We start from the raw sequence: 19,233 nt of genomic DNA on the forward strand, positions 1-19,233 counted from the left end.
GCGACGGGTTACCGGTGAGTCGCTGAGCAGACTTGAGGGCTCCTGACCATGGACGAACCAACAGCTGAGGGGGTACCCGGGCATGACGGGCACTCGTATCGCCGCGCTCGGGCACTACCAGCCCGCCAAGGTGCTGACCAACGACGACCTGGCGGCCATGGTCGACACCAGCGACGAGTGGATCCGCAGCCGGGTCGGTATCCGTACCCGCCATGTCGCGGGCCCGGACGAGCCGGTCGACGAGATGGCCGCGCAGGCGGGCGCGAAGGCGTTGGCGTCGGCCGGGCTGTCACCTGCGGCCATCGACCTGGTCCTGGTCGCCACGTCCACCGCGATCGACCGGTCCCCGAACACGGCCGCCCGCGTCGCCGCCCGCCTGGGCATGACCGGTCCGGCCACGATGGACCTCAACGTCGTCTGCGCCGGCTTCACCCACGCGCTGGCCACCGCCGACCACGCCGTACGGGCCGGGTCGGCGCGCCGCGCCCTGGTCATCGGCGCCGACAAGATGACCGAGATCACCGACTGGACGGACCGTACGACGTGCGTCCTGGTCGGCGACGGCGCGGGCGCCGCGATCGTGGAGGCCGCCGACTCCGAGGGCATCGGCCCGGTCCTCTGGGGCTCCGTACCCGAGATGGGCCACGCGGTCCGGATCGAGGGCACCCCGCCCCGCTTCGCCCAGGAGGGCCAGGCCGTCTACCGCTGGGCCACCACCCAGCTCCCGCCCATCGCCCGCCAGGTCTGCGCCCGCGCCGGCCTCACCCCCGAGGACCTGGCCGCGGTCGTCCTCCACCAGGCCAACCTCCGCATCATCGAACCCGTCGCCCAGCGCATCGGCGCCGTCAACGCGGTCGTCGCACGCGACGTCACGGAGTCGGGCAACACCTCCGCGGCGTCGATCCCGATGGCCCTCTCCAAGCTCGTCGAACGCGGTGACGTCGCCTCGGGCGCCCCGGCCCTCCTCTTCGGCTTCGGCGGCAACCTCTCGTACGCGGGCCAAGTGATCCGCTGCCCCTGAGCCCCCCGCCAACCCTCCGTAGCCCGCCGCGAGCACTGCGTACACCCCCGCCCCGGGCCTCACCGGCACCGCCCTGACCACGGGATATGTGGGTGAAGGCGACCTCGAACCCCTGGTAGAGTTATCCATGTCGCCGCGGGGAGCACCCCGAAGCGGCAAGACACCTGGTCCGGGTGGCGGAATGGCAGACGCGCTAGCTTGAGGTGCTAGTGCCCTTTATCGGGCGTGGGGGTTCAAGTCCCCCCTCGGACACTCACTTACGTACACGGATGACGCGGGTTGCGACGTAACGGTCACAACCTGCGTTTTCGTGTTGTAGACGAGTCCGAGCCCGAAGGCCTGGTAGACCGGAGCCTTGCGCTCGGGTGGGGCGGCCAGGAGCCGGTCGGTGAGATCACCGAGATCCTCGATCATGCCGAGGATCTGCTCCTCGGTGAGGACGCTCCGCTGAGCGGTGCGGGCCGTGATCAACTGTTGCTGGGCCACGGCCTTGTCGGCTTCGGCCTGGCGGATCCACTGCGCCACAGTGACCGGGCTGGCTCCCGCGTCGAGCGCGGCCTGGTACTGGGCGAGGCGTCGATCACAGTCCGCGACGATACGGCGCGCCGCTTCGGTGCCGGACTGGGTGGCTGCGTCCGCCTGCTGAGACTGCTGCATGGCCTGCAGAGTGTTCTTGAGACGCCTGGGCGCGAAGACCTTCGCGATCCACTCGTCGAGCTCCGGCAGGATGTGGTCCTCCCGGACGTAGACGGTGAGGTGGTGGTCGATGGCGCTGCTCTGGGCGTACTCGGAGGGGTATCGGCAGCGGTAGTGGGGGTGGCCGTGGTTGAAGATGCCTTGCATCTTCCGGTTGCACAATGAGCAGCGCATCAGTCCGCGCAGTGCATAGGGACGGGTGGTGGCGCGGGGACTGCGCTCGGCTGTCTGCCGCCGGCGGCGGCTGTACAGTTTGGCCTGAGCCTGGTTGAACGTGGTTTTGCTGACGAGAGGTTCGTGCACGAGCTCGGTGGACTAGATCCAGTCGTCGGGGGAGTTCCAGACGTACTTGGTTCGGTGCCCGAGCGTGACGGACCGAACTCCCGCTGGACGCACTGGAGATGGCGCTGTGGCGGCGACGGGTCAAGAAGGACTCCGGGCTCATTCATCACAGTGACCGCCGATCAGTACGTATCCATTCGGTACACCGACCGGCTCGCCGAGATCGGCGCCTCGGCATCGGTCGGGTCCGTCGCGGACAGCTACGAAATTGCGATGGCCGAGGCACTGAACGGCACTTTCAAGGCCGAGCTGATCGAGATGCAGGGCCCCTGGAAGGACTTCGACCAGGTCGAGCGGGCGATCTTCCAGTGGGTCACGTGGTGCAACGAGGAACGGCTCCACTCCGCCCTCGACTATGTACCGCGCGCCGAGTACGAACGCGACTGGTGGCGACAGCAGGAAGCCACCCTGCAGTCCGCCTGAAACAAGATCACCGGACTCTACGAAACTCGGGGCAGCTCAAGTGGCCGATCTTGTCGAACGCAGCTGACAGATCGGCATCCAGAATCCATACCCGTCGGGCGCGTGGCCCACTGAGCGTGGAAGACAAGGAGCCGATCGCATCGGCGCAGCTTTGCCCGGGGTGGAACCCATAGGAACGGAGCTCGAACCGGGCTTCCCACTCGGGCTCCAGTGCACTGCGGGCCCGTGCCTGATGGCACCGGTCCAAGATCACGGGAATGCCGAGCGGCCGCTGCTTTCCATTGGCCTTCGGAATTTACACACGTCGGACCGGCATGGGGTCCCAGGGCGGTGCGGTGCACCCGCATCGCCACCGTCGCCCTGTCTCGGGCGACAGGGCAGTTTCCCCGTCAATCCCGGCCGTCCGACGCCCAGTATTTCGTTGAGTGACCTGTCGAACGCTGACCAGCGTGTTCGACCAGGACCTCAGCATCAGTTTCTGCAGGGACCGGACCACGGCCCAGTCCTCATCTCGTGTCGCCTTGAAGATCCTCCGCCGCAGTCTCACTACGTTCTTTTCGTGAGTCCGCCAGACAATGGCGTCCCAGTCGAGAACGTCCTCGGGTCCGTTCACCGCAATGGTGTCCAACATGTCCCTCGGTTCGAGAGGCTCTCGGCCTCGGCGTTCAAAGGCTCACCAGCCCACGTCAGCGCCCTTTCAGGCCCGGTCGCCTGGAGCGGTATCCGGCGGGTTCCCCGTGACAGCCGCCTGGAGTGGTAGCCGTGATGTCACGAGTCCCGTTGCCTTTCGGCAGCCAGCATCCGCTTCTTGGACTTCCTGTCCCGCCGAGGGCTTACGCCCCTCTCACGATCGGCCTACCCGGCCTCAAGGCCGGGACCCCGACGGGGTTTCCACGTTCCGCCCATACGAGACGCGACCGGGGAGGACGCCCCCTAAATACTCCAGCAGGATTTCGCTGTCTGACCTGGGCTTTCGTCGGGTGGCGGGAGGGTAGCGGGACTTCGATCGTGCGGGATGGTCTCATGGGGACCGCCCCTCGATCGTGCGACAACGCCGTAGGTAGTGACAGCGGCGGGCGACTGCTTGGCGTCGGCGGCGCCAGTTCGACCAGCTCAGCGCGTGGTGTCGTCCGCGGTGTCCGCTCAGGTGCGGGGGGCGGGCACGACAAGCTGCCAGGAGTCGCCGAACCTCCGCCACTGTGGAACCGTTCGATCATCGCGGCGGCCAGTTCCGGCTTGGTCGCGAAGACGGTGTCCTCACCAAGCCCCGCGGCCCGGCAGCGATCCGGGTCGCACGTCGCTGCAGCCGAAGCCGTCGCGGAAGCCAATGCCATCGGCTTCCATCAGTCCGAGCTCGCCCGCTGGCAGGAACTGACCAGTGCCGAGCGGCCCACCCGGCTGACGGGAGTCGCCGGACCCGGGTCTGATGGGCCGATCAGGCCCCAGTGAGAGCGGCGGTGACGATCCGGCCCAGTTGTTCGGCCAGGCCGTCCGGGGAGCGGTTTTGGAGGTAGACCGTGGCGAAGACCGGGCCGGCCACCAGGGCATGGACGAGGTCGATGTCCGGGGATGACGGGAGCTCGCCGCGGGCGACCGCTCGGCCGAGCAGTTCGGCGAGGCCGGCCTGCTGGACGGTGACGAAGGCGTCGTGGAAGCGAGCGGCGAGCTCCGGCGAACTGCGTACGTCGGCGAGCAGCCCGGGGATCGCGGCGGCGGCCGCCGGGTTGGTGACGTGGTCCACGATCTCCTGGACGAGCACCGTCAGGTCCCCGAGCAGGCTTCCTGTATCGGGGGGCGGGGGCAGGTCCGCGCTGTGCACGGCTGCTGCGAACACCATCTCCTGCTTCGTCGCATAGCGCCGGTAGATCGCCGCCTTGCCGATCCGCGCGCGCTCGGCCACGGCGTCCACCGTGAGCCCGGCGTATCCGCTCTCCGCCAGGAGACTGCGGGTGGCGGTGAGGATCGCTTCGTCGACCCGGCTGTCTCGAGGTCGTCCCATGCGGCCATGTTACGGTACTTACGGTTCCGAAACTCATGGTTTCGAAAAGAGGGAGCGGTGATGGGACGCTGGGCAGGACGGATCCTGATGATCCTGGGAGCGGTGCACCTCATCGTGCTGGGAGTGCAGAACGTCCAGTACGCCGACGAGTGGTTCACCGGAGCACTGTGGGGGCTGCCGCGTGACGAGTTCATCCACCCCCGTGGCGCGAACGGTGCGTTCTGGATCTCGATCGGCAGCTTCGCCGTGCCGATGATGCTGCTGGGTGCGCTCGTATCCGACCTGGCCCGGCGGAGCATCGCGTTGCCGGCGTCTATCGGCTGGGGGCTGGCGGTGTGGTGCGTGGTGGCGGCGGCGGTTCTGGAGCCGACGCCGATGCTGCTGGGGCTGATCCCGGCGGCGCTGCTGATCCGAGGCGCGCGAGCTGTTCGTTCGGCGTGAGGTGCCTTCAGTCGCGGCCCCGGCAAGCTGGAGGCCGCGACTGAAAAGGCGCTGCGCGCCTTGATCTTGCTGGTCGCCTCGGTGTCACCATGCCGACCGAGTAGGACAGCCACCGTCCCCGCTGAGCGAGCCAGGCGACGAAGTCGTCAGTGCCGCCCGCGGAGTCGGTGCGGATCAGGGTCCGGTGCCCGCGTCGGTACTTCTTCGGCAGCTGGGCCAAGGCCAGTTGGGCGGCGGTGATGTGGTCGGTTGGCCGTGTTCGATCCCGCGTTGCCTGGTCTGAGCAGGGCCGCGACCGGTTCACCCGTGCCGCCCGGTCCGTGGTCGACGAACCCCGTCAGCGGGTGGTGGCCGTAGGTTCGCTTCCACGTGGGTGCGGCGTCTTCCTTGTCCGAGTGCGCGATCACCAGCACCCCGTCGAGGTCCACGGTCACCGCCCCGCCCGCATCAGGCGCTTCCCGGCTGGCCAACCGCCAGACACGTCGGCGGATTTCAGCCCGCGCGGCAGGGGAAGAGGGCTTCGGGCTGTCCGTTAGCAGTCCCGACAGGCACCCGAAGCAGGCCTCCGGTACTGGCACCTCGCAGTATCAGTGATCGGTACTCTCACGGGCATGGGGCTGGACATCACTGTGATAATCGCCGGCTGGTCATTGCTGGGCGACGTTCCGCCCAGAGAGAGGCTGTCGCGGTTGAGGGATGCCTGGTACGCCGACGAGACAGGGCTGTGGGATCACGACGCGCCGGTGGTCGAAGGCGACTGGGCGTGGCCACGAGGGCCCCACAGTGCCTCCTTCGCCGTCTACGAGTTCCGGGGCACCCTCGGCTCGTTTAAGCCGCACTTCTGGGCCGGGGAGCGGTGGAATTCCGTGCGCGACCATGCCGACCCGCTGGTGCGGACCGAGCTGGACACCTTGCTGCTCGGGCTGATCTGGGGAGGGCTGGACCATGCGGACGAGCATGTGGAACCGGGCTTCTTCTGCGATGACCCCGCCGTCACCTATGGCGTGCTGCTCGCGCGGTCGCCGGACAGCGTGCGGGAACTGGCCGCGACGTGGGAGCAGGTCCGGCCCCGGCTCGGCGGGCTGCGTGGTGCCTTCAACGAGCACGCCGCCGTTCCCGAAGGGTGGATCGGCGACTTCGACAAGTTCAGCGACCTGCTGGACGACTGGGGCCGCGTCCTTTCCGAAGCCGCCCGGCGGGGCTGGGGAGTCGTGGGACTGAGCGAGTAGGGCGCAACGGGCCACCTCGCGTGATGTGGTCACGCCGGATCGCTGCGTACGGTTTAACCTCCACATCTGCGGAATGAGCCACTCCTCGGCCCCCTGCTCCGCTCGCTGGGCTCCGAAGAGCTGTTCACCAAGGCCCTGACCGACGAAGGATGAGCCTCCCTCCACGAGAGGCCCCGGCCCCGGGGGTGCCTCCATGGGTTTCGTCGACCCTGCCGCGGATCTTCGACGCGTCGACCGCCAGGTCCGTGACAATGATGCCCAGATGCGTGACGCCCTGGCGGCCGCCCGCACCGCGCTGACCGCACTGCCCGGACTGGGCACCGTGATCGCCGCCAAGCTGCTCGGGCACGTGGGCGACGCCGCGCGCTTCCCTACCGAGCACCACTTCGCCAGCTATACCGTTACGGCCCCACTGGACGCCTCCAGCGGGAAGAACACCCGCCACCGCCTCAACACCGGAGGAAACCGAGCCCTCAACTCGGTCCTGCACATTGTCGCTGTCTGCCAGATCCGCGACGGCGGCCGTGGACAGGAGTACTACCTGCGCAAGATCACCGAGGGCAAGACACCGGCCGAGGCGCGGAGGGCCCTCAAACGACGCCTCTCGAACGTGGTCTACCGCACCCTCAAACGCGACCGCCACAAGGCTCTCACTACGGCCGCTTGACACACAGAGGCACTCATCAGCGTCTCCGACGGCACCTCCCGGGCCCGGTGACACCCCCCCAGGTCATCCGTTCGACAGGGGGACACAGTCATGCCGGGCCCGGAGGCCAGCGGCCCTCTTGCAGGACCGCGGAAAGCATAACGGGGGACATCGGCGGCCTCCCCGCGCTGCGTGGCGGCCACGCGTGACACGCCGGTAGTGGCCCTGACCGGGGCGGGCGAGCGCTCGCGCTTCGTAGAGGGCGTACGGCTGGACGCCTCCAGCCGCATCACTGCCGTCCAGGCCCCCGACTGGACCGAGCAGTACGCCTACAACCTGGCCGGCGACCAGACCCACACCACGCTGCCCTCCGAGGCACCCGGCCGACACACTCCGGCGAACGCACCTACCACGGCACCCGCATCACCCGCGCTGGACGCACCACCTACCGCCACGACGCCCAGGGCCGCATCACACAGCGCCGCACAACCACCCTCTCCGGCAAAACCCTGACCTGGAACTTCCAGTGGAACGCCGAGGACCGCCTCACCCACGTGGAAGCCCCCGGCAACGTCCACTGGCACTACCTCTACGACGCACTCGGCCGCCGGATCGCCAAACAGCGCCTCAATTCCGACGGCCGCTGCGAAGAGACGACCTCCTACTGCTGGGACGGCGCACAGGTTGCTGAGCAGTACACCGACCACACCATCCTGGTCTGGGACTACGCCGGCATGTACCCACTGGCCCAGCGTGAGTCCAAGACCGATGATGCCCAGCGTGAAATCGACCGCCGGTTCTTCGCGATCGTGGCCGACCTCTCCGGCAGCCCGAGCGAGCTCATCGCCCCCGACGGTCAGATCGCCTGGCGGTCCCGCACGACAGCGTGGGGCGACACCCAGTGGAACCGCGACAGCACCGCCTACACCCCGCTGCGCTACCCCGGCCAGACCTTCGACCCCGAAACCGGCCTCCACTACAACGTCAATCGCTACTACGACCCCGGCCTGGGTCGGTACCTCACCCCCGACCCACTCGGCCTGGCCCCCTCCATCAACCACTACGCCTACGTTCCCAACCCCTTCACCCAGGCCGACCCACTCGGCCTGGCCGGCTGCGACCCGGACCCGACATGGGGCGGCCGCGTCAAGTTCACCCGGGACGCACACGGACGCCCCTACGAGATGAACGCGATCATCACCCGCGACATGCTCGACGAAGGCACAGAAGCCAACAAGTCACTCAGACCACCCGGCTTCCTCGGAGGCGACTACAACCAGGCCCGGGGACACATGCTCGCCCGCATGCTCGGCGGATCCGGCGACACGCTGGACAACCTGTTCACCATCATCCAGAACCCAACGAACAGTCCGGAAATGCGCGACTTCGAGCAGGCTATCTACAACGCCGTCCAGAAGGACGGAAAGATCGTCACCTACAACGTTTACCTCGAATACACCGACGACAAGAGGGACTCCGTGCCGGTCTCCGTCCAGCTCGAAGCCGCTGACCAGCACGGAAAATCGATCGTGGATACGATCCTGGACAATCCCGCACACGGGCAGCAACAACGACACCGCCGAGGACTCCTGTGACCAGCCTCAACGACCTCACACAACTGTGCCCACCCCCACATACGGCACCGGCAGTCGACTGGCAGGCTGTCGAGGACACCCTGGGCATGACGCTGCCCGACGACTACAAGCAGATGGCCTCCACCTACGGCCCTGGCGCATTCTGCGACTTCATCCGCATCTACCACCCCCGCAGCGCCACGCCCTGGGTCGACCTCACCGGCCGCATGCCCACCGCCATCCGCGAACAGCTCCGTCAGGCCCACGACCAGGGCACCTACCCCGTGCCCCACGACCCACGGCATCTCTTCGCCATCGGGGTCACCGACAACGGCGAGTACCTCTTCTGGATCACCGACCCCCAGGACCAGCCCGACACCTGGCGCATCGCCGTCAACGAAGCACGCGGGCCCCGCTGGTACACCTACGACGGCACGCTCACCAACTTTCTCACCGAGGTCCTCACCGGCCGCATCACCGTTCCCCTGTTCCCTGCCGGTCTGCTCGACCACGGTGTCGTCTTCTCTTCCTCACCGTCGGCTCCCGACAGCAATTCACCGCAGCCGGCGCCGACCGCCGGAGGAGCCGTCGACACCCAGACCGTGCGCGAATGGGCTCGAGCTCAGGGCTACGACGTACCGGACCGCGGACGCGTGCCCGCAGAGATCGTCACCAGATGGAGAGAAGCCCACAACGCGTGAACGCGCTGAGGTGCACTGGCGTGGTGCCAGACCCCGACAGAGGAATGCATCCCGCCGTCGAACGCCTCATCAACGCCGAACGGCCTTGGAGGCTCTTGCGTGATCCGCACCATGCCCCCGCGCCCCGTCGATATCGAATCGGTCTTCCCCGCGCTGACCGCGTACGGACTGGACTTCACCGAGGAGGAGCGACGCCTCCTCGACGGCATGACCGCTGGTAACCACGCCCCGGAGCTGCGGGACGAGGACCCGCTGCCGATGCTGGCCGTCGCCCAGCTCCACACCCGGGACATCCCGGACCTCGCAGGCCCCGAAGGCTGCGACCTGCTCCAGGTGTTCTGGTGCCCGTTCGAGGCCCACGGTCCGGACCGCACGATCGACGTGCTCCTGAAGTGGCGCCGGGCGGACAGCGTCGGCGCCCTACTGACGCCGCAGCCTGAACCACGGGTGGCGGGCAGCGCGGAGTGCGTACCCAACACATGCGTCGTACACCCGGACCAGGTCGTGGAGCACCAATACCTCGGGCTGGTGAGCGAAGAACTCCCGGAGGAGATCGCCGAGTGGGAAGAGGGCCTCCTCGACGAGGACGACGAAGGCGCGTACGACTCCTCCGAGCCCGTCAGCTACGCGACGTACGAGGAGTACGAGGCAGCCATGGCCGCCGCCCGCGCCGAGGAACCAGTCGAGATCGACTACATGAGTCATCTGTCCATCGCCCCGGGCTGGAAGATCGGCGGCTTCGCCTCCTGGCACCTGACCGACCCCGCCCCCATCGACTGCCTCGTGTGCCGGACGCCGATGCCCCGTTGCTCACCGTCGCCACCTGGGAGTGCGACGGCGCCTCGCGTAGCTGGCTCCCCCTCGAAAACCACGCCGCGTCTGACGACCCCCGCGTGATCGACCCGGTCGGCGTCTACCTCGGCCGCGGCCAGATGCGCATTCCTACCTGCCCGACCGACCCGACTCACCCTCACCGGCTCAGCTTCCAATGATCCCTTCAGATCATGATGTGTCCCGCCGTGGAACGCCTCGTCGAGATCAGGTCCGCCTGAAGGCGCGCACTGGTCCCGTGACCGGACAGCCGCCGCATGGATCCGGCGACGATCCGGCGAACCTGCGACTCGGGCGCGCCCTCGGCTACGACAGACTCGGCCGGCACCCCCGATGACCGGATTCCCGGCCACCGGATCATCGACATATGGAGCGGGGACGGGGGTTGCGCATTGGATCAGACTCGTCGACCGCGGCTGGCTGCGGAAGCCACCCGATGGCCGGTTCACCATCCGCCTGTGACCGGCTGTCGCCGGTCACGTAGTTTCCCAGCACAAGCTCCGACCCGTCGACGCGTCAGGCAATGGACCGGCTGTTCTGCTGCCCCGTCCGACGGATCGCTGCCAGCGGATGGGGAGTTGTCCGGCTCTCCTGCTGGAATTCGCGATAGAAGTCGCCCATCGCTGCGGCGACCGGTGCATAGCGGATAAGGGCTGCCGCGACCGACGCTGGAACCGCCTCGGGGGGCACCCCTTGGGCGCAGGCGTGCACGAACGCTTTGCGTTCTTCGGGTTCGTATCCGTACAGAGCGACGGCCAGCCAGTTCACCAGGTGCGTGATGGTGTAGCACTGGTCGTAGGTGCGGTGCTGGTCGAAGAAGTCGGCCTCGTCCCGTGTGAGCTCGAAGCGTGAGGAGATCGCGAGGCCGTAGTCGGCGAAGAACAGCCGACGACCGTCGGTCAGGATGTTCTCGAAGTGGGCGTCGAAGTGCAGCAGCCCGCGGGCGTTCATGAACGAGATGCCGGCTTTCAACTCGTTGTCCACCATGGCGCAGGCCCGCTCGGCCGCTTCGTCACCGGACCCGATCTGGATGCCCAGCCAGTCATGCAGGTTCTGCGGGATGTACTCCAGGAACAGCACGAGGCTCGCCGTGGACTGCTGGAGAGCCTCGACCCGGCGGCGTACCTCCCATCCGCCTCCCCAGTAGGCTACGGCCCGATCCACATCGGCCAGTTCCTCGGGAAGTGGCCGGCCAGAGTCCGGTAGCACCCGCCAGTGGTACATCAAGGGGAAGCCCTCGTAGTCTCCCGCGACCACCCAGTTCGTCGTCATGGTGTGCACGGCCAGCTCACGCCAGGCTCCGAACCCCGGGCCGCCGATGGCGCCGATGCCGTAGTGGCAGAAGGCCGGGAGCCCGAACAGATTCGCGGTGGAGTGAACATGCTCCGGCCGTCGCTCCAGATCGGTCAGCCGTACCTGCTTGACGAAGACCGGGGTTCCCTCGACCTCCAGTAGGAGCGTCCTCCCGCCGATGCCCGACCCGAGCGGTGTGCCGGCGTCCACAGACTCGCGCAGTGTGCGATCGCTGCGCAGCGCCAGCGATGTGGAAACGGCGCCGTGGGCGGCAAGGCGAGCACCGCGGGACATGTCAGGGCTCTTCACCTATACCTCCAGCCGTGCCCCGCCTCTTGCGCAACGGCTTCAGCAGACACCGGGACGGGAGCCCAGAAACCACCCACCCACGTCGTGGCCGATGCGGCGTGACGTAACCGAGGTGTCTCCAGCGGCTGTTGAAGAAGTGTGACGACAGCCAAAGAGTACGCCGAGGACTCCTGCGCGCTTGCCCTCGCCGGTCTGCTACGTCGCCATCTGAAGGCGGTACGGTCCGGTGGCGGATCCTGCCGCCCGGACGGATCGCGGTGATCGTCCTGGCTGTACTGCGCCACGACCAACGCTCCGCCGACAAGGCCGACGGCAACAACGTGTCCGAGTCCACCGTCCGCCGCTGGCGCGACGAGCTGATCGCCCCTGCTCGCCGTGCCGGCCTCGCGCCTGGACCGCGCTCTGAGGAAGGTCGCCAAGCGAGGCGGGGAGGTGGTCCTGATCGACGCACTCTCGTCCCACCCGGCGCCGCACCGGGAGGCCGACCGGCGGAACTGTTCCCGCGAACACCGCAGTCACGGCCTGCACTTCCTCGCCCTGACAGACGAGAAGGGCCGCCTGATGTGGATATCCGCAGCCCGGCCCCTGCCGCACCCACGACATCACCGCCGCCCTCGCCGACCTCGGCTTCCGCGAGGTCCTCGACTCCATGCCGAGGTCCGCGCAGTCCGCAGCGAAGAAGGCCCCGGCTGCGGAGCAAGGTCACCCGCGGCGCCGGCTCCCGCACCGCCGCCCTGGCCATGGTCTTCAAACTGATCGAGTCCGCCAGGCAGCGGTGGCGGGCCATGAACGCACCCCACCTCGTCGCCCTCGTGAGGGCCGGGGCCCGTTTCGAACGCGGCCACCTCTTCGAACGCCCCGAGCCCGTCACGGCATGAACAACTTCAGTTGGCTGTGTCTGATCCCTGCCGGCCTCCATGAGCGTGCGCTCCTTGCTCGTCAAGCTCAGGACACACAGGCTCTACTGCACCGGGGCCGATGCGGCTGGACGGATCGGTGATCTTGGTGGCCGCGGCCCGCAGGTGCCCGAGGACCGCGCCCAGGACCGGGTCGTTGCCGGATCCGGCGCGTACGGCCGCGAAAACATGTCGCGTGGGCGGCGGTCCCGTCGGCGTACGCAGGACCAGGCCGGGGCGGTGGAGTGGCTGGACCAGGCGCGGGACGAGCGCCACGCCCATGCCCGTTTCGACGAGGGCAGCGAGGGACTGCCAGTCGTTGACGGTGTGGCGGATGTCGGGGGTGAAGCCGTTCGCGGCGCACACAGAGCGGGTGATCGCCCCGCAGCAGCTGCGGGGCTCACCGACGATCCAGGCGTCGGCCGCCAGGTCCCGTAGCGGTACGTGCTCTTGCCGCGCACAGGGGTGGGCCTCGGGAAGGGCCAGATCGAGGACGTCGGCCAGCAGGTCGATGCGGCTGTAGCGGCGGTCGGTGTGGGGCGGAGCGGCGGCGAAGTCCACGGCCACGGCGATGTCGACCTCCCCGCCGTCGAGGCGGGTGAACACATCCGGCGGCTCGGCCTCGACGACCGCGATGCGGACGTCCGGGTGGTGTCCGGTCAGGCGCCGCAGGGCACGCGGCAGCAGCCCGGTGATGGCGCTGGAGAAGGCGCCGATGGTGACCGCACCGCGGCGGCCCTTCTGCCAGGCGGCGAGATCGGCGCGGGTCTGCTCCCACTGCGCGGCGATCACGTCGGCGTGTTCCAGGAGGACGCGTGCCTGTCCGGTCAGCCGGACTCCGCGTCCCTGCCGCTCGATCAGCGGAACACCCACCTCCCGGGACAGCGCCGCCAGCTGCTGCGACACGGCGGACGGCGTCAGATGCAGGGCCTCGGCGGTGCGGGCCAGGCTGCCGCGGCGGTCCAGCTCCCGCAGCACACCCAACCGGCGCAGATCGACAGTGAAGGAATTCCTTACCGGTTCCATCCAGAGAGATTAACTGGACCTGCATAATCGGCCATGCCCACAATCGCTTCGAGCTTCCCGGCCCTGAGGCCGCTCCTTCCCTCCGAATGCGAGAGACCATGACCGAGACCCCGACCGAGCACGGCTTCCTGGTGCTCCACGGATGGCAGAACCACCGCCCCGCCGGACACTGGCAGCACTGGCTGGCGGACCGGCTCACAGGCCTGGGGCACGCGGTCGACTATCCCCAGCTGCCCGACCCGGACCACCCCGACCTGGAGGCGTGGCTGGCCGTGCTCCGCACGCGGCTCGACGTGTTGCGCGGACAGCAACGCACCGTCGTCTGCCACAGCCTGGCCTGCCTGCTGTGGCTGCACGCCGTGGCCAGAGGCGCCGTGCCGGTCCCCGTCGACCGGATCCTCCTCGTCGCCCCGCCCTCCCCGGGCGTGCTGGAACAGCACGCAGAAGTCGCGGAGTTCACTCCGCCGCCGGTGGCGGCCGAGCAACTCGCCGCCGCGGCCAAGTACACCAGGCTCGTCGCCGGCGACAACGACCCCTACTGCCCGGAAGGTGCCGTTGCCGCGTACGGCGAACCTCTTGGCCTCCCTGCCGACGTCCTGCCCGGCGCGGCCCACCTGGACCTGGAAGCGCGCTACGGATCCTGGCCCTCACTCCTCGACTGGTGCCTCGCCCCGTCCGACGACACTCCGATCCAGCACCGCACCGACGCCGCTCCGGCATGAACCGCAGAAGCAGAACGTGTGACCGGCCTCGCGAGGACCCCAGCTCCATCGAAGGGCTCACGCCCCTGCCCCGAGTCATGATGAACCACAACTCCTGACAATTACCCCTCCACCACCGACGCCTGCGTCTCCCTCGCCTGCAGCCTCATCTGCTGGAGACGTCTCAAGAAGGGTGGTCGGGTTCTTCGGGTGGGACTGCAAATCGTTTGACGGACCCGCACGTCGCCGCCCGCCTCACCCGCGGCGGCCGACGTCTCCACCTTGGGATATCCGCCACCTGGCCATGGAGACACGAACTCGCCGCCGCGTTCCACCGACTCGCTGCCCTGCCCCGCCCCGCCGGCTGACCAGCAGCCGTCAGCTGTTGGCCATTGTGCGGTCGAGGAGGGGGAGCAGGCGGTCCCAGTGGCGCTTCAGCCCGGCGGGGTCGAAGGCGTCGGTGTCGGACATGGTGAACCCGTGGACGGTGCCGGGGTAGATCTCGGAGGTGTAGCCGACACCCGCGGCATCCAGGGCCTGGTTGAGCTCGCCCAGGGCCTCGGGCGTCAGGTCGCTCTCGGCGTGGCCGAAGTGGACCTGGGCGGTGATCTCGGCGAGGGAGTCGGGCCCGTCCGCGCCTACGGGACCGTGGAATGCGGCGACGGCGGCCACCTGGCCGGGGTGGGCCGCGGCGGTGCGCGTCGCCAGCAGGCCGCCTATGCAGTAGCCGGTCACCGCGACCGGTCCAGCGGCGACCTCGGGCTGGGTGGTGAGAAACCTGAGGTAGGCGTCAGCATCGCTCAGGACACGTTCGGCGGTGTGCGCCTCGATCAAGGGCATCAGCTGGGCGAAGACCGCGGACCGGACCTCCTCCCCGATGTACTCGGGGAGCTCGATCACCGGTGCCGGGCCGTGCCGGTAGAAGAGGTTGGGGACGAGCACGTAGTACCCGTGCCCCGCCAGTTCGCGGGCCATCTCCCGCAGCACGGGCCGGATACCGAAGCCGTCCGCGTACATCAGCACCCCTGGGTGCCGCTCACCACCGTCGGGGAAGGCGGCGAAGGCGTCGGCCTGGCCGTCCTCGGTGGGAATGTGCAGCGTCTTGGTGGGCATGAGTTCTCCTGTCGTGGCTGACGTGTCGAGCTGTGATCAACACGACAGGAGGCGGAGCCCGCGCAGCAGCGCCGGATCCTCGATCCAACAGCGGGCCGGCACCGGCCCGTACGGCGCTCAGAGCAGCGCCGGGTCACCAATCCGTGTGTGGCGCAATGCCGTCCCGGTAGTCATCGCCGCCCAACGTAGCCCACTGGACAGGATCGACTCCAGTGCTCCCCCCGGTCCACGGTGCTGTTCGCGAGAATGAGCTTGGTCGGCGCGTCGGACCTCGAACCCGGTCGACGCACTGTCTCGTGGCCGTCACCACGGCCGTCTTGTGCGGCTACGCCGAACCGCGCCGCCGCCTGGTGAAGGTGACGGTCGCGTGCAGGGAGGGCCGGCATCGTTCGATGGCGATTGCCGAACAGGTCGCCGAGTACCTGCGCGCCGAGGAAGACATCTGCGTGGTAGTCGAGCACCCTCACATCGGCCTGCCGGTCATCGAGCATCAGCCGTAGGCCGCCTGCCTCGGCCCGGTTCTGCTCCGAGGTTCCTCAACCCTCCTGTCAGATCCGGCGCCTAGGCTGTCCACAAGATTTGATCAAGGAGTAGCACAGTGCGGATAGAGCGTCACCAGGTGGGCGGGACCGCCGTGTCGGCGGCACGCGAGGACTTCACGAACCGGATCGGGGGCCAGGTTCGGTCCATGTCGCGGGCCGGCCGGATGGCAACCTATGAATGGCAGTCGATAGCCGAGGAGTTCCTCGACTACCTGGGCGCCCTCTCCGTCGTGACACCCGACCTCGACACCCCGGAGGCCAAGGCCGCCCTCAAGGACGCCTCCGAGGCCGCGGCCGGCGCCGTCGCCTACGCGGCGTACCACCCGCACTGCAGCTTCCAGGTCTTCCTGGAGTACGTGAACTTCGGCATGAGCTACGACCCGGGCGAGGATGCCCCTGAGGAGAGTGTCACGCCCGGGGAGTGGATCGACGCGCTCTGCTTGTCGGTCCTCAGGGACAGGGCCAAGTGGCATGGCGAGGCGTTCCATTTCGCCCGGCAGAAGTTCGCCGGGCAGGCGAAGGGAACGCCCGTCGGCGAGCTCACCACCGGATTGATGGCCGTAGTCCTGGACGACACCGGCGACGACGAGGAGTATCCGCCGAGCGCGCAGGCCAAGCTCGCCGCCGTCGACGCGGCCCTGGACAGGATCCGTATCCGCGCCGGGGAGACCGGCGAGCCGCTGCTGGACCGGCCGGACAGCGCGGCGCTGCGCACGCTGCGCGCCCTGGCCGCCGAGGACCGGGAGAGCTTCGATGCCGCGCTGGCCGACCTCCTGACCGGGCACACCACCCTGCACAGCCTCTCGGCCTCCCCGAGCTCTCTACTGCCGCTTGTCCCCATAGCCCTTGCCGCGCTCGCGTACCGGACCCTGGGCTGGGCGCCCGCCGTCCACACCGACTACCTCCCGCACGCCCTGGTCACCGGCTTCGAGTCGCGAGGCCCGCGGGTCGCGGGGTTCGGCCGGGACCGGCGGCCGGACGCGGTCGCCGCGCTCGCCGCCGGCCCGCTGGTGGTGGAGCGGCCGCCCTGCGCGCGGACCGTGCATCCGCAGACCGAGGCCATGTACGAGGAGGACGTCCGGGAGGCGTTCACCGCCGCCGAAGGCGAGCCCCTCGCCGTTCGGCGGCTCGTCGGCGTCATGGGCGATCAGGAACGCCTCTTCAAGTGGCGCGCGGGTGACCCCGACGGCGTCACGGACGCCCAGCTCGCGAGCCTTCGCCTGGCCTCCCGGATGGGGGCGGCCCTGTTCCGTATCGCCCTGGCCGAGCCGGGCACCGAGGCCGAGGTGACCATCGACGGCCGCACGCTGCGCTACCCGGCCGAGCGGGACGAGAAAGCCGGCGCCGGCAACTGGCAGACGGCCACCGCCCTCGCCCTGATCACCGGCGCACGCGAGGACCTCGCCCCGCTGGTCCTCACCGGCCCTGACTTCGCCCGCCCGGACGGCTCCGCCTTCGCCGCGTACCGCGCGGCCCTCCACGCCTACCTGAAGGGCACGGATCCCGAGTCGGCCGCGCAGCGGGCGCTGGAGCAGGCCGAGAAGGCCAAGGACTGGGGCTTCGCCATGCCGCCGGCCGTGCTGCTGTCGCAGCTCGTGGAGGGCGACGAAGAGAGCTTCAACCTGGCCCTGGCCGACGCACTGGAAGCCCACCGCGACTACTACCAGGTCGCCGACCGCGCCGACGATCCGGACGCCTCCGTCAACCTCGACATCCTCGCCCTGGCCTGCCACGCCCGCCGCCGCGGCTGGGCCATCCGCGTCGAGTCCCCCTACCTTCCACAGAGCCTCCTGCGGGCCGCTGAACCCTTCTAGCGGCTCGGCCTCGGTGCTGGTGTGATCGCCTGATCAGCTGTCGCCTGTTCTGCGAGGAACCCAGCCGGCTGGTGACCGACTGTGGTCGCCGGCGGCGTATCGGCTCCAGATCCCACCGGCCTCGTTGCGGAGGCGGGTGGTGGTCTTGTCGTGATAGCCGAGAGCGTCGGCACGACGGGAGCGGGCATCTCAAGGAGTTGTTGTCGGATGGCGGCGCCGCGGGCGGCGGCCACTGGGATCCTCAGGGAACCGGCGACAGGTGCCGCAGGCCGTCCGGGGTGGCGTGCCCGGCATGCTCGGCGATGGTCCAGCAGTTTTCTTCCGCGGCAGGCCGGACAGCAGTCCCACAACGAGCGACCGTGCCCGGCGTCGGGGTTCGGTCCGCGTGAAACGCCCGCGATCCGGGCCATCAGGGCATCGAACATGTCCCGCCAGCGAGCGGGGTCTGCGCCATGGCCTGAGAACAGTGCTTGATCTTCGTCTGTCCACACAGCACGCGATGATCACCGGTGGCCGCACCCGTCCTCACATCGCCCCTGGCCGACGAGATCGCGAACTACGGCTGGGATACTTAGAATAGGTGCGGTGGTCAATCTCGGCACCTTCGGTAGGAGGAGGTTCGTGATGACACACGATGGCGGGCTGAGGCTGCAGCTGCAGCGTGTCCTCCGCGCACCGCGCTCGGTCGTATTCCGAGCGTTGACCGAACCGCAGGTACTGGCCAAGTGGTGGGGCCCTGACGGGTTCGCCATCCCAAGTGTGGAAAGCGACCTTCGGCCAGGCGGTAGCTATCGGATCGCGATGCAACCTCCGGAAGGCGATCTGTTCTACCTGGTGGGGGAATTCGTCGAGGTCGACCCCCCGGAACGCCTATCCTACACCTTCCGGTGGGAGGATCCCGACCCCGAGGATCGGGAGACGGTTGTGACGCTGTCGCTTCGCGATATCGGCGGTACAGGGGCCGAGTTGGTTGTCAGCCAGGGTGACTTCGCCACTGAGGGGCGCCAAGCTCTTCACGAGGAGGGCTGGACTCAGAGCCTCAACAAGCTGGAGGAGCTGATGTCGTCAGCTGCGTCGGCCTGAGATCTTTGCCGCGGGGGAGAGGCCCAGACGGTGGCCGTACCTGTCTTCACAACGGCCCCTGAACAGCAATATCGCGCAAGATCCGTAAGGCTCAGGGGGCTGGGTCGAGGACGTTGGTGATTCGGTCGAAGCCCCGGTAGAGACGGCGGCTGGCCGCTGCCTTCCCGTGCGGTGGCGCGGCCCGCCTCCGGCGGGACGGCGGCACCGGGGACTCTTGAGGGATGCCCGGCCATGTCCGGGCCCGTCGGTGGAGGCGGAAGTGCAGGATGCCCCGTGCCTCGACCCCATGGCCCGGATCGCTCCCGAGCAGTGGTTCACGGAGACCTTCGCCGCCATCTGTTCGTCAGTGACGGCGGCGGTGATCAACGCCACCTGGCCGCCGGCCGCTCCGGCCTTGGTAGCGGCTCCCCAGGCTCCACCTCGCTCGTCAGGGGCTGCCGACAGCTGGCGCAGCGAAAGACGGTCATCCTGTTGTTCCTCCCCACCCGCGTGTGAAAGTCCCACCTGACGCCGTCGGCTGAGGGACACCAACGCGGTCGTGGCGGATGGCGAC

At 68.7% G+C, this 19,233-nt stretch carries 20 protein-coding genes, 1 tRNA gene and 2 pseudogenes; 15 read left to right on the forward strand and 8 right to left on the reverse strand.

Features of this window, described 5'->3' with window-relative positions; all coding sequences use genetic code 11:
• The first annotated feature begins 82 nt into the window (after positions 1 to 82).
• Together FVS66_RS12605 and FVS66_RS12610 are read left to right on the forward strand one after the other, a co-directional pair.
• Positions 83 to 1,021, forward strand: coding sequence for a beta-ketoacyl-ACP synthase III (locus FVS66_RS12605; protein WP_149181284.1), 939 nt, complete (start codon positions 83 to 85; stop codon positions 1,019 to 1,021).
• A gap of 167 nt (positions 1,022 to 1,188) precedes the next feature.
• Positions 1,189 to 1,273, forward strand: a tRNA-Leu gene (locus FVS66_RS12610).
• On the opposite strand, the gene FVS66_RS12615 is transcribed toward FVS66_RS12610, so the two are convergent.
• Entirely contained in the window at positions 1,238 to 2,020 is a 783-nt protein-coding gene (locus FVS66_RS12615; RefSeq protein ID WP_149181285.1) for a zinc ribbon domain-containing protein, read from the reverse strand. The genes FVS66_RS12610 and FVS66_RS12615 overlap by 36 nt on opposite strands.
• A 150-nt stretch (positions 2,021 to 2,170) precedes the next feature.
• Here FVS66_RS12615 and FVS66_RS12620 point away from each other — a divergent pair, with 150 nt between their 5' ends.
• Complete coding sequence (locus tag FVS66_RS12620) at positions 2,171 to 2,482, forward strand: integrase core domain-containing protein (RefSeq protein ID WP_149181286.1); 312 nt, start codon at positions 2,171 to 2,173, stop codon at positions 2,480 to 2,482.
• A 7-nt stretch (positions 2,483 to 2,489) separates the two neighbouring features.
• Here FVS66_RS12620 and FVS66_RS36795 read toward each other — a convergent pair whose 3' ends face one another.
• From FVS66_RS36795 to FVS66_RS12635, 3 genes are all read right to left on the reverse strand, one after another.
• Positions 2,490 to 2,735, reverse strand: a complete 246-nt coding sequence (locus FVS66_RS36795) for a hypothetical protein (protein ID WP_399225421.1) — start codon at positions 2,733 to 2,735, stop codon at positions 2,490 to 2,492.
• Positions 2,736 to 2,777: 42 nt separating this feature from the next.
• Positions 2,778 to 3,113: a reverse transcriptase N-terminal domain-containing protein gene (locus FVS66_RS36800; RefSeq protein ID WP_399225423.1), complete on the reverse strand. Its 336-nt coding sequence runs from the start codon at positions 3,111 to 3,113 to the stop codon at positions 2,778 to 2,780.
• A gap of 804 nt (positions 3,114 to 3,917) precedes the next feature.
• Positions 3,918 to 4,481, reverse strand: coding sequence for a TetR/AcrR family transcriptional regulator (locus FVS66_RS12635; RefSeq protein ID WP_149181287.1), 564 nt, complete (start codon positions 4,479 to 4,481; stop codon positions 3,918 to 3,920).
• 60 nt (positions 4,482 to 4,541) lie between these two features.
• On the opposite strand from FVS66_RS12635, the gene FVS66_RS12640 reads away from it, so the two are divergent.
• Positions 4,542 to 4,922 carry a DUF6463 family protein gene (locus tag FVS66_RS12640; RefSeq protein ID WP_222946926.1) on the forward strand — a complete coding sequence of 127 codons (381 nt, stop codon included), beginning with the start codon at positions 4,542 to 4,544 and terminating at the stop codon, positions 4,920 to 4,922.
• Positions 4,923 to 5,010: 88 nt separating this feature from the next.
• Here the strand turns inward: FVS66_RS12640 and FVS66_RS12645 are convergent.
• A pseudogene (locus FVS66_RS12645) lies at positions 5,011 to 5,428 on the reverse strand (transposase); the annotation flags it as partial.
• A gap of 105 nt (positions 5,429 to 5,533) precedes the next feature.
• On the opposite strand from FVS66_RS12645, the gene FVS66_RS12650 reads away from it, so the two are divergent.
• The 6 genes from FVS66_RS12650 (at position 5,534) to FVS66_RS12670 (ending at position 9,969) form a co-directional block, all read left to right on the forward strand.
• Entirely contained in the window at positions 5,534 to 6,151 is a 618-nt protein-coding gene (locus FVS66_RS12650) for a hypothetical protein (protein WP_149181289.1), read from the forward strand.
• A 262-nt stretch (positions 6,152 to 6,413) separates the two neighbouring features.
• Positions 6,414 to 6,818, forward strand: a complete 405-nt coding sequence (locus FVS66_RS12655) for an IS110 family transposase (RefSeq protein WP_262386958.1) — start codon at positions 6,414 to 6,416, stop codon at positions 6,816 to 6,818.
• A gap of 171 nt (positions 6,819 to 6,989) precedes the next feature.
• Complete coding sequence (locus FVS66_RS35875) at positions 6,990 to 7,310, forward strand: hypothetical protein (RefSeq protein WP_262386959.1); 321 nt, start codon at positions 6,990 to 6,992, stop codon at positions 7,308 to 7,310.
• A gap of 41 nt (positions 7,311 to 7,351) precedes the next feature.
• Positions 7,352 to 8,392, forward strand: coding sequence for an RHS repeat-associated core domain-containing protein (locus FVS66_RS12660; RefSeq protein ID WP_262386960.1), 1,041 nt, complete (start codon positions 7,352 to 7,354; stop codon positions 8,390 to 8,392).
• Positions 8,389 to 9,072 carry a histone-like nucleoid-structuring protein Lsr2 gene (locus tag FVS66_RS12665; protein WP_187645497.1) on the forward strand — a complete coding sequence of 228 codons (684 nt, stop codon included), beginning with the start codon at positions 8,389 to 8,391 and terminating at the stop codon, positions 9,070 to 9,072. Before FVS66_RS12660 ends, FVS66_RS12665 begins: the two co-directional genes overlap by 4 nt.
• Before the next feature lie 99 nt (positions 9,073 to 9,171).
• Positions 9,172 to 9,969, forward strand: coding sequence for a hypothetical protein (locus FVS66_RS12670; RefSeq protein ID WP_262386961.1), 798 nt, complete (start codon positions 9,172 to 9,174; stop codon positions 9,967 to 9,969).
• Positions 9,970 to 10,419: 450 nt separating this feature from the next.
• On the opposite strand, the gene FVS66_RS12675 is transcribed toward FVS66_RS12670, so the two are convergent.
• On the reverse strand, positions 10,420 to 11,490 hold the full coding sequence (locus FVS66_RS12675; RefSeq protein ID WP_149181306.1) for a protein kinase family protein: 1,071 nt from the start codon (positions 11,488 to 11,490) through the stop codon (positions 10,420 to 10,422).
• Positions 11,491 to 12,191: 701 nt separating this feature from the next.
• On the opposite strand from FVS66_RS12675, the pseudogene FVS66_RS35880 reads away from it, so the two are divergent.
• A pseudogene (locus tag FVS66_RS35880) lies at positions 12,192 to 12,383 on the forward strand (IS256 family transposase); the annotation flags it as partial.
• A gap of 6 nt (positions 12,384 to 12,389) precedes the next feature.
• Here FVS66_RS35880 and FVS66_RS12695 read toward each other — a convergent pair.
• Complete coding sequence (locus FVS66_RS12695) at positions 12,390 to 13,427, reverse strand: LysR family transcriptional regulator (RefSeq protein WP_149181290.1); 1,038 nt, start codon at positions 13,425 to 13,427, stop codon at positions 12,390 to 12,392.
• Between the two features lie 98 nt (positions 13,428 to 13,525).
• On the opposite strand from FVS66_RS12695, the gene FVS66_RS12700 reads away from it, so the two are divergent.
• A complete protein-coding gene (locus FVS66_RS12700) occupies positions 13,526 to 14,149 on the forward strand; it encodes an alpha/beta hydrolase (RefSeq protein WP_149181291.1) in 624 nt (207 codons plus the stop codon).
• Positions 14,150 to 14,506: 357 nt separating this feature from the next.
• On the opposite strand, the gene FVS66_RS12705 is transcribed toward FVS66_RS12700, so the two are convergent.
• Positions 14,507 to 15,241: a dienelactone hydrolase family protein gene (locus FVS66_RS12705; RefSeq protein WP_149181292.1), complete on the reverse strand. Its 735-nt coding sequence runs from the start codon at positions 15,239 to 15,241 to the stop codon at positions 14,507 to 14,509.
• A 296-nt stretch (positions 15,242 to 15,537) separates the two neighbouring features.
• On the opposite strand from FVS66_RS12705, the gene FVS66_RS12710 reads away from it, so the two are divergent.
• The 3 genes from FVS66_RS12710 to FVS66_RS12725 all read left to right on the forward strand — a co-directional run bounded on the left by FVS66_RS12710 (position 15,538) and on the right by FVS66_RS12725 (position 18,680).
• Positions 15,538 to 15,741 (forward strand): RNase adapter RapZ, encoded by a 204-nt coding sequence (locus FVS66_RS12710; RefSeq protein ID WP_187645498.1) that lies wholly within the window; start codon positions 15,538 to 15,540, stop codon positions 15,739 to 15,741.
• A gap of 119 nt (positions 15,742 to 15,860) precedes the next feature.
• Complete coding sequence (locus tag FVS66_RS12715; protein WP_149181307.1) at positions 15,861 to 17,597, forward strand: immunity 49 family protein; 1,737 nt, start codon at positions 15,861 to 15,863, stop codon at positions 17,595 to 17,597.
• Positions 17,598 to 18,182: 585 nt separating this feature from the next.
• Positions 18,183 to 18,680, forward strand: a complete 498-nt coding sequence (locus FVS66_RS12725) for an SRPBCC domain-containing protein (RefSeq protein WP_262386962.1) — start codon at positions 18,183 to 18,185, stop codon at positions 18,678 to 18,680.
• The last annotated feature ends 553 nt before the right edge of the window (positions 18,681 to 19,233 follow it).

It is taken from the genome of Streptomyces sp. TRM49041 (assembly GCF_008271805.1).
Classification (GTDB): domain Bacteria; phylum Actinomycetota; class Actinomycetes; order Streptomycetales; family Streptomycetaceae; genus Streptomyces.

What these genes read in the sequence shown, in the direction of transcription:
- FVS66_RS12700 (WP_149181291.1), top strand. Translation starts at nt 13,526, where the DNA reads ATGACCGAGACCCCGACCGAGCACGGCTTCCTGGTGCTCCACGGATGG.
- FVS66_RS12695 (WP_149181290.1), bottom strand. Translation starts at nt 13,427, where the DNA reads ATGGAACCGGTAAGGAATTCCTTCACTGTCGATCTGCGCCGGTTGGGT.
- FVS66_RS12635 (WP_149181287.1), bottom strand. Translation starts at nt 4,481, where the DNA reads ATGGGACGACCTCGAGACAGCCGGGTCGACGAAGCGATCCTCACCGCC.
- FVS66_RS12605 (WP_149181284.1), top strand. Translation starts at nt 83, where the DNA reads ATGACGGGCACTCGTATCGCCGCGCTCGGGCACTACCAGCCCGCCAAG.
- FVS66_RS12650 (WP_149181289.1), top strand. Translation starts at nt 5,534, where the DNA reads ATGGGGCTGGACATCACTGTGATAATCGCCGGCTGGTCATTGCTGGGC.
- FVS66_RS12640 (WP_222946926.1), top strand. Translation starts at nt 4,542, where the DNA reads ATGGGACGCTGGGCAGGACGGATCCTGATGATCCTGGGAGCGGTGCAC.
- FVS66_RS36800 (WP_399225423.1), bottom strand. Translation starts at nt 3,113, where the DNA reads ATGTTGGACACCATTGCGGTGAACGGACCCGAGGACGTTCTCGACTGG.
- FVS66_RS12675 (WP_149181306.1), bottom strand. Translation starts at nt 11,490, where the DNA reads ATGTCCCGCGGTGCTCGCCTTGCCGCCCACGGCGCCGTTTCCACATCG.
- FVS66_RS12655 (WP_262386958.1), top strand. Translation starts at nt 6,414, where the DNA reads ATGCGTGACGCCCTGGCGGCCGCCCGCACCGCGCTGACCGCACTGCCC.
- FVS66_RS12705 (WP_149181292.1), bottom strand. Translation starts at nt 15,241, where the DNA reads ATGCCCACCAAGACGCTGCACATTCCCACCGAGGACGGCCAGGCCGAC.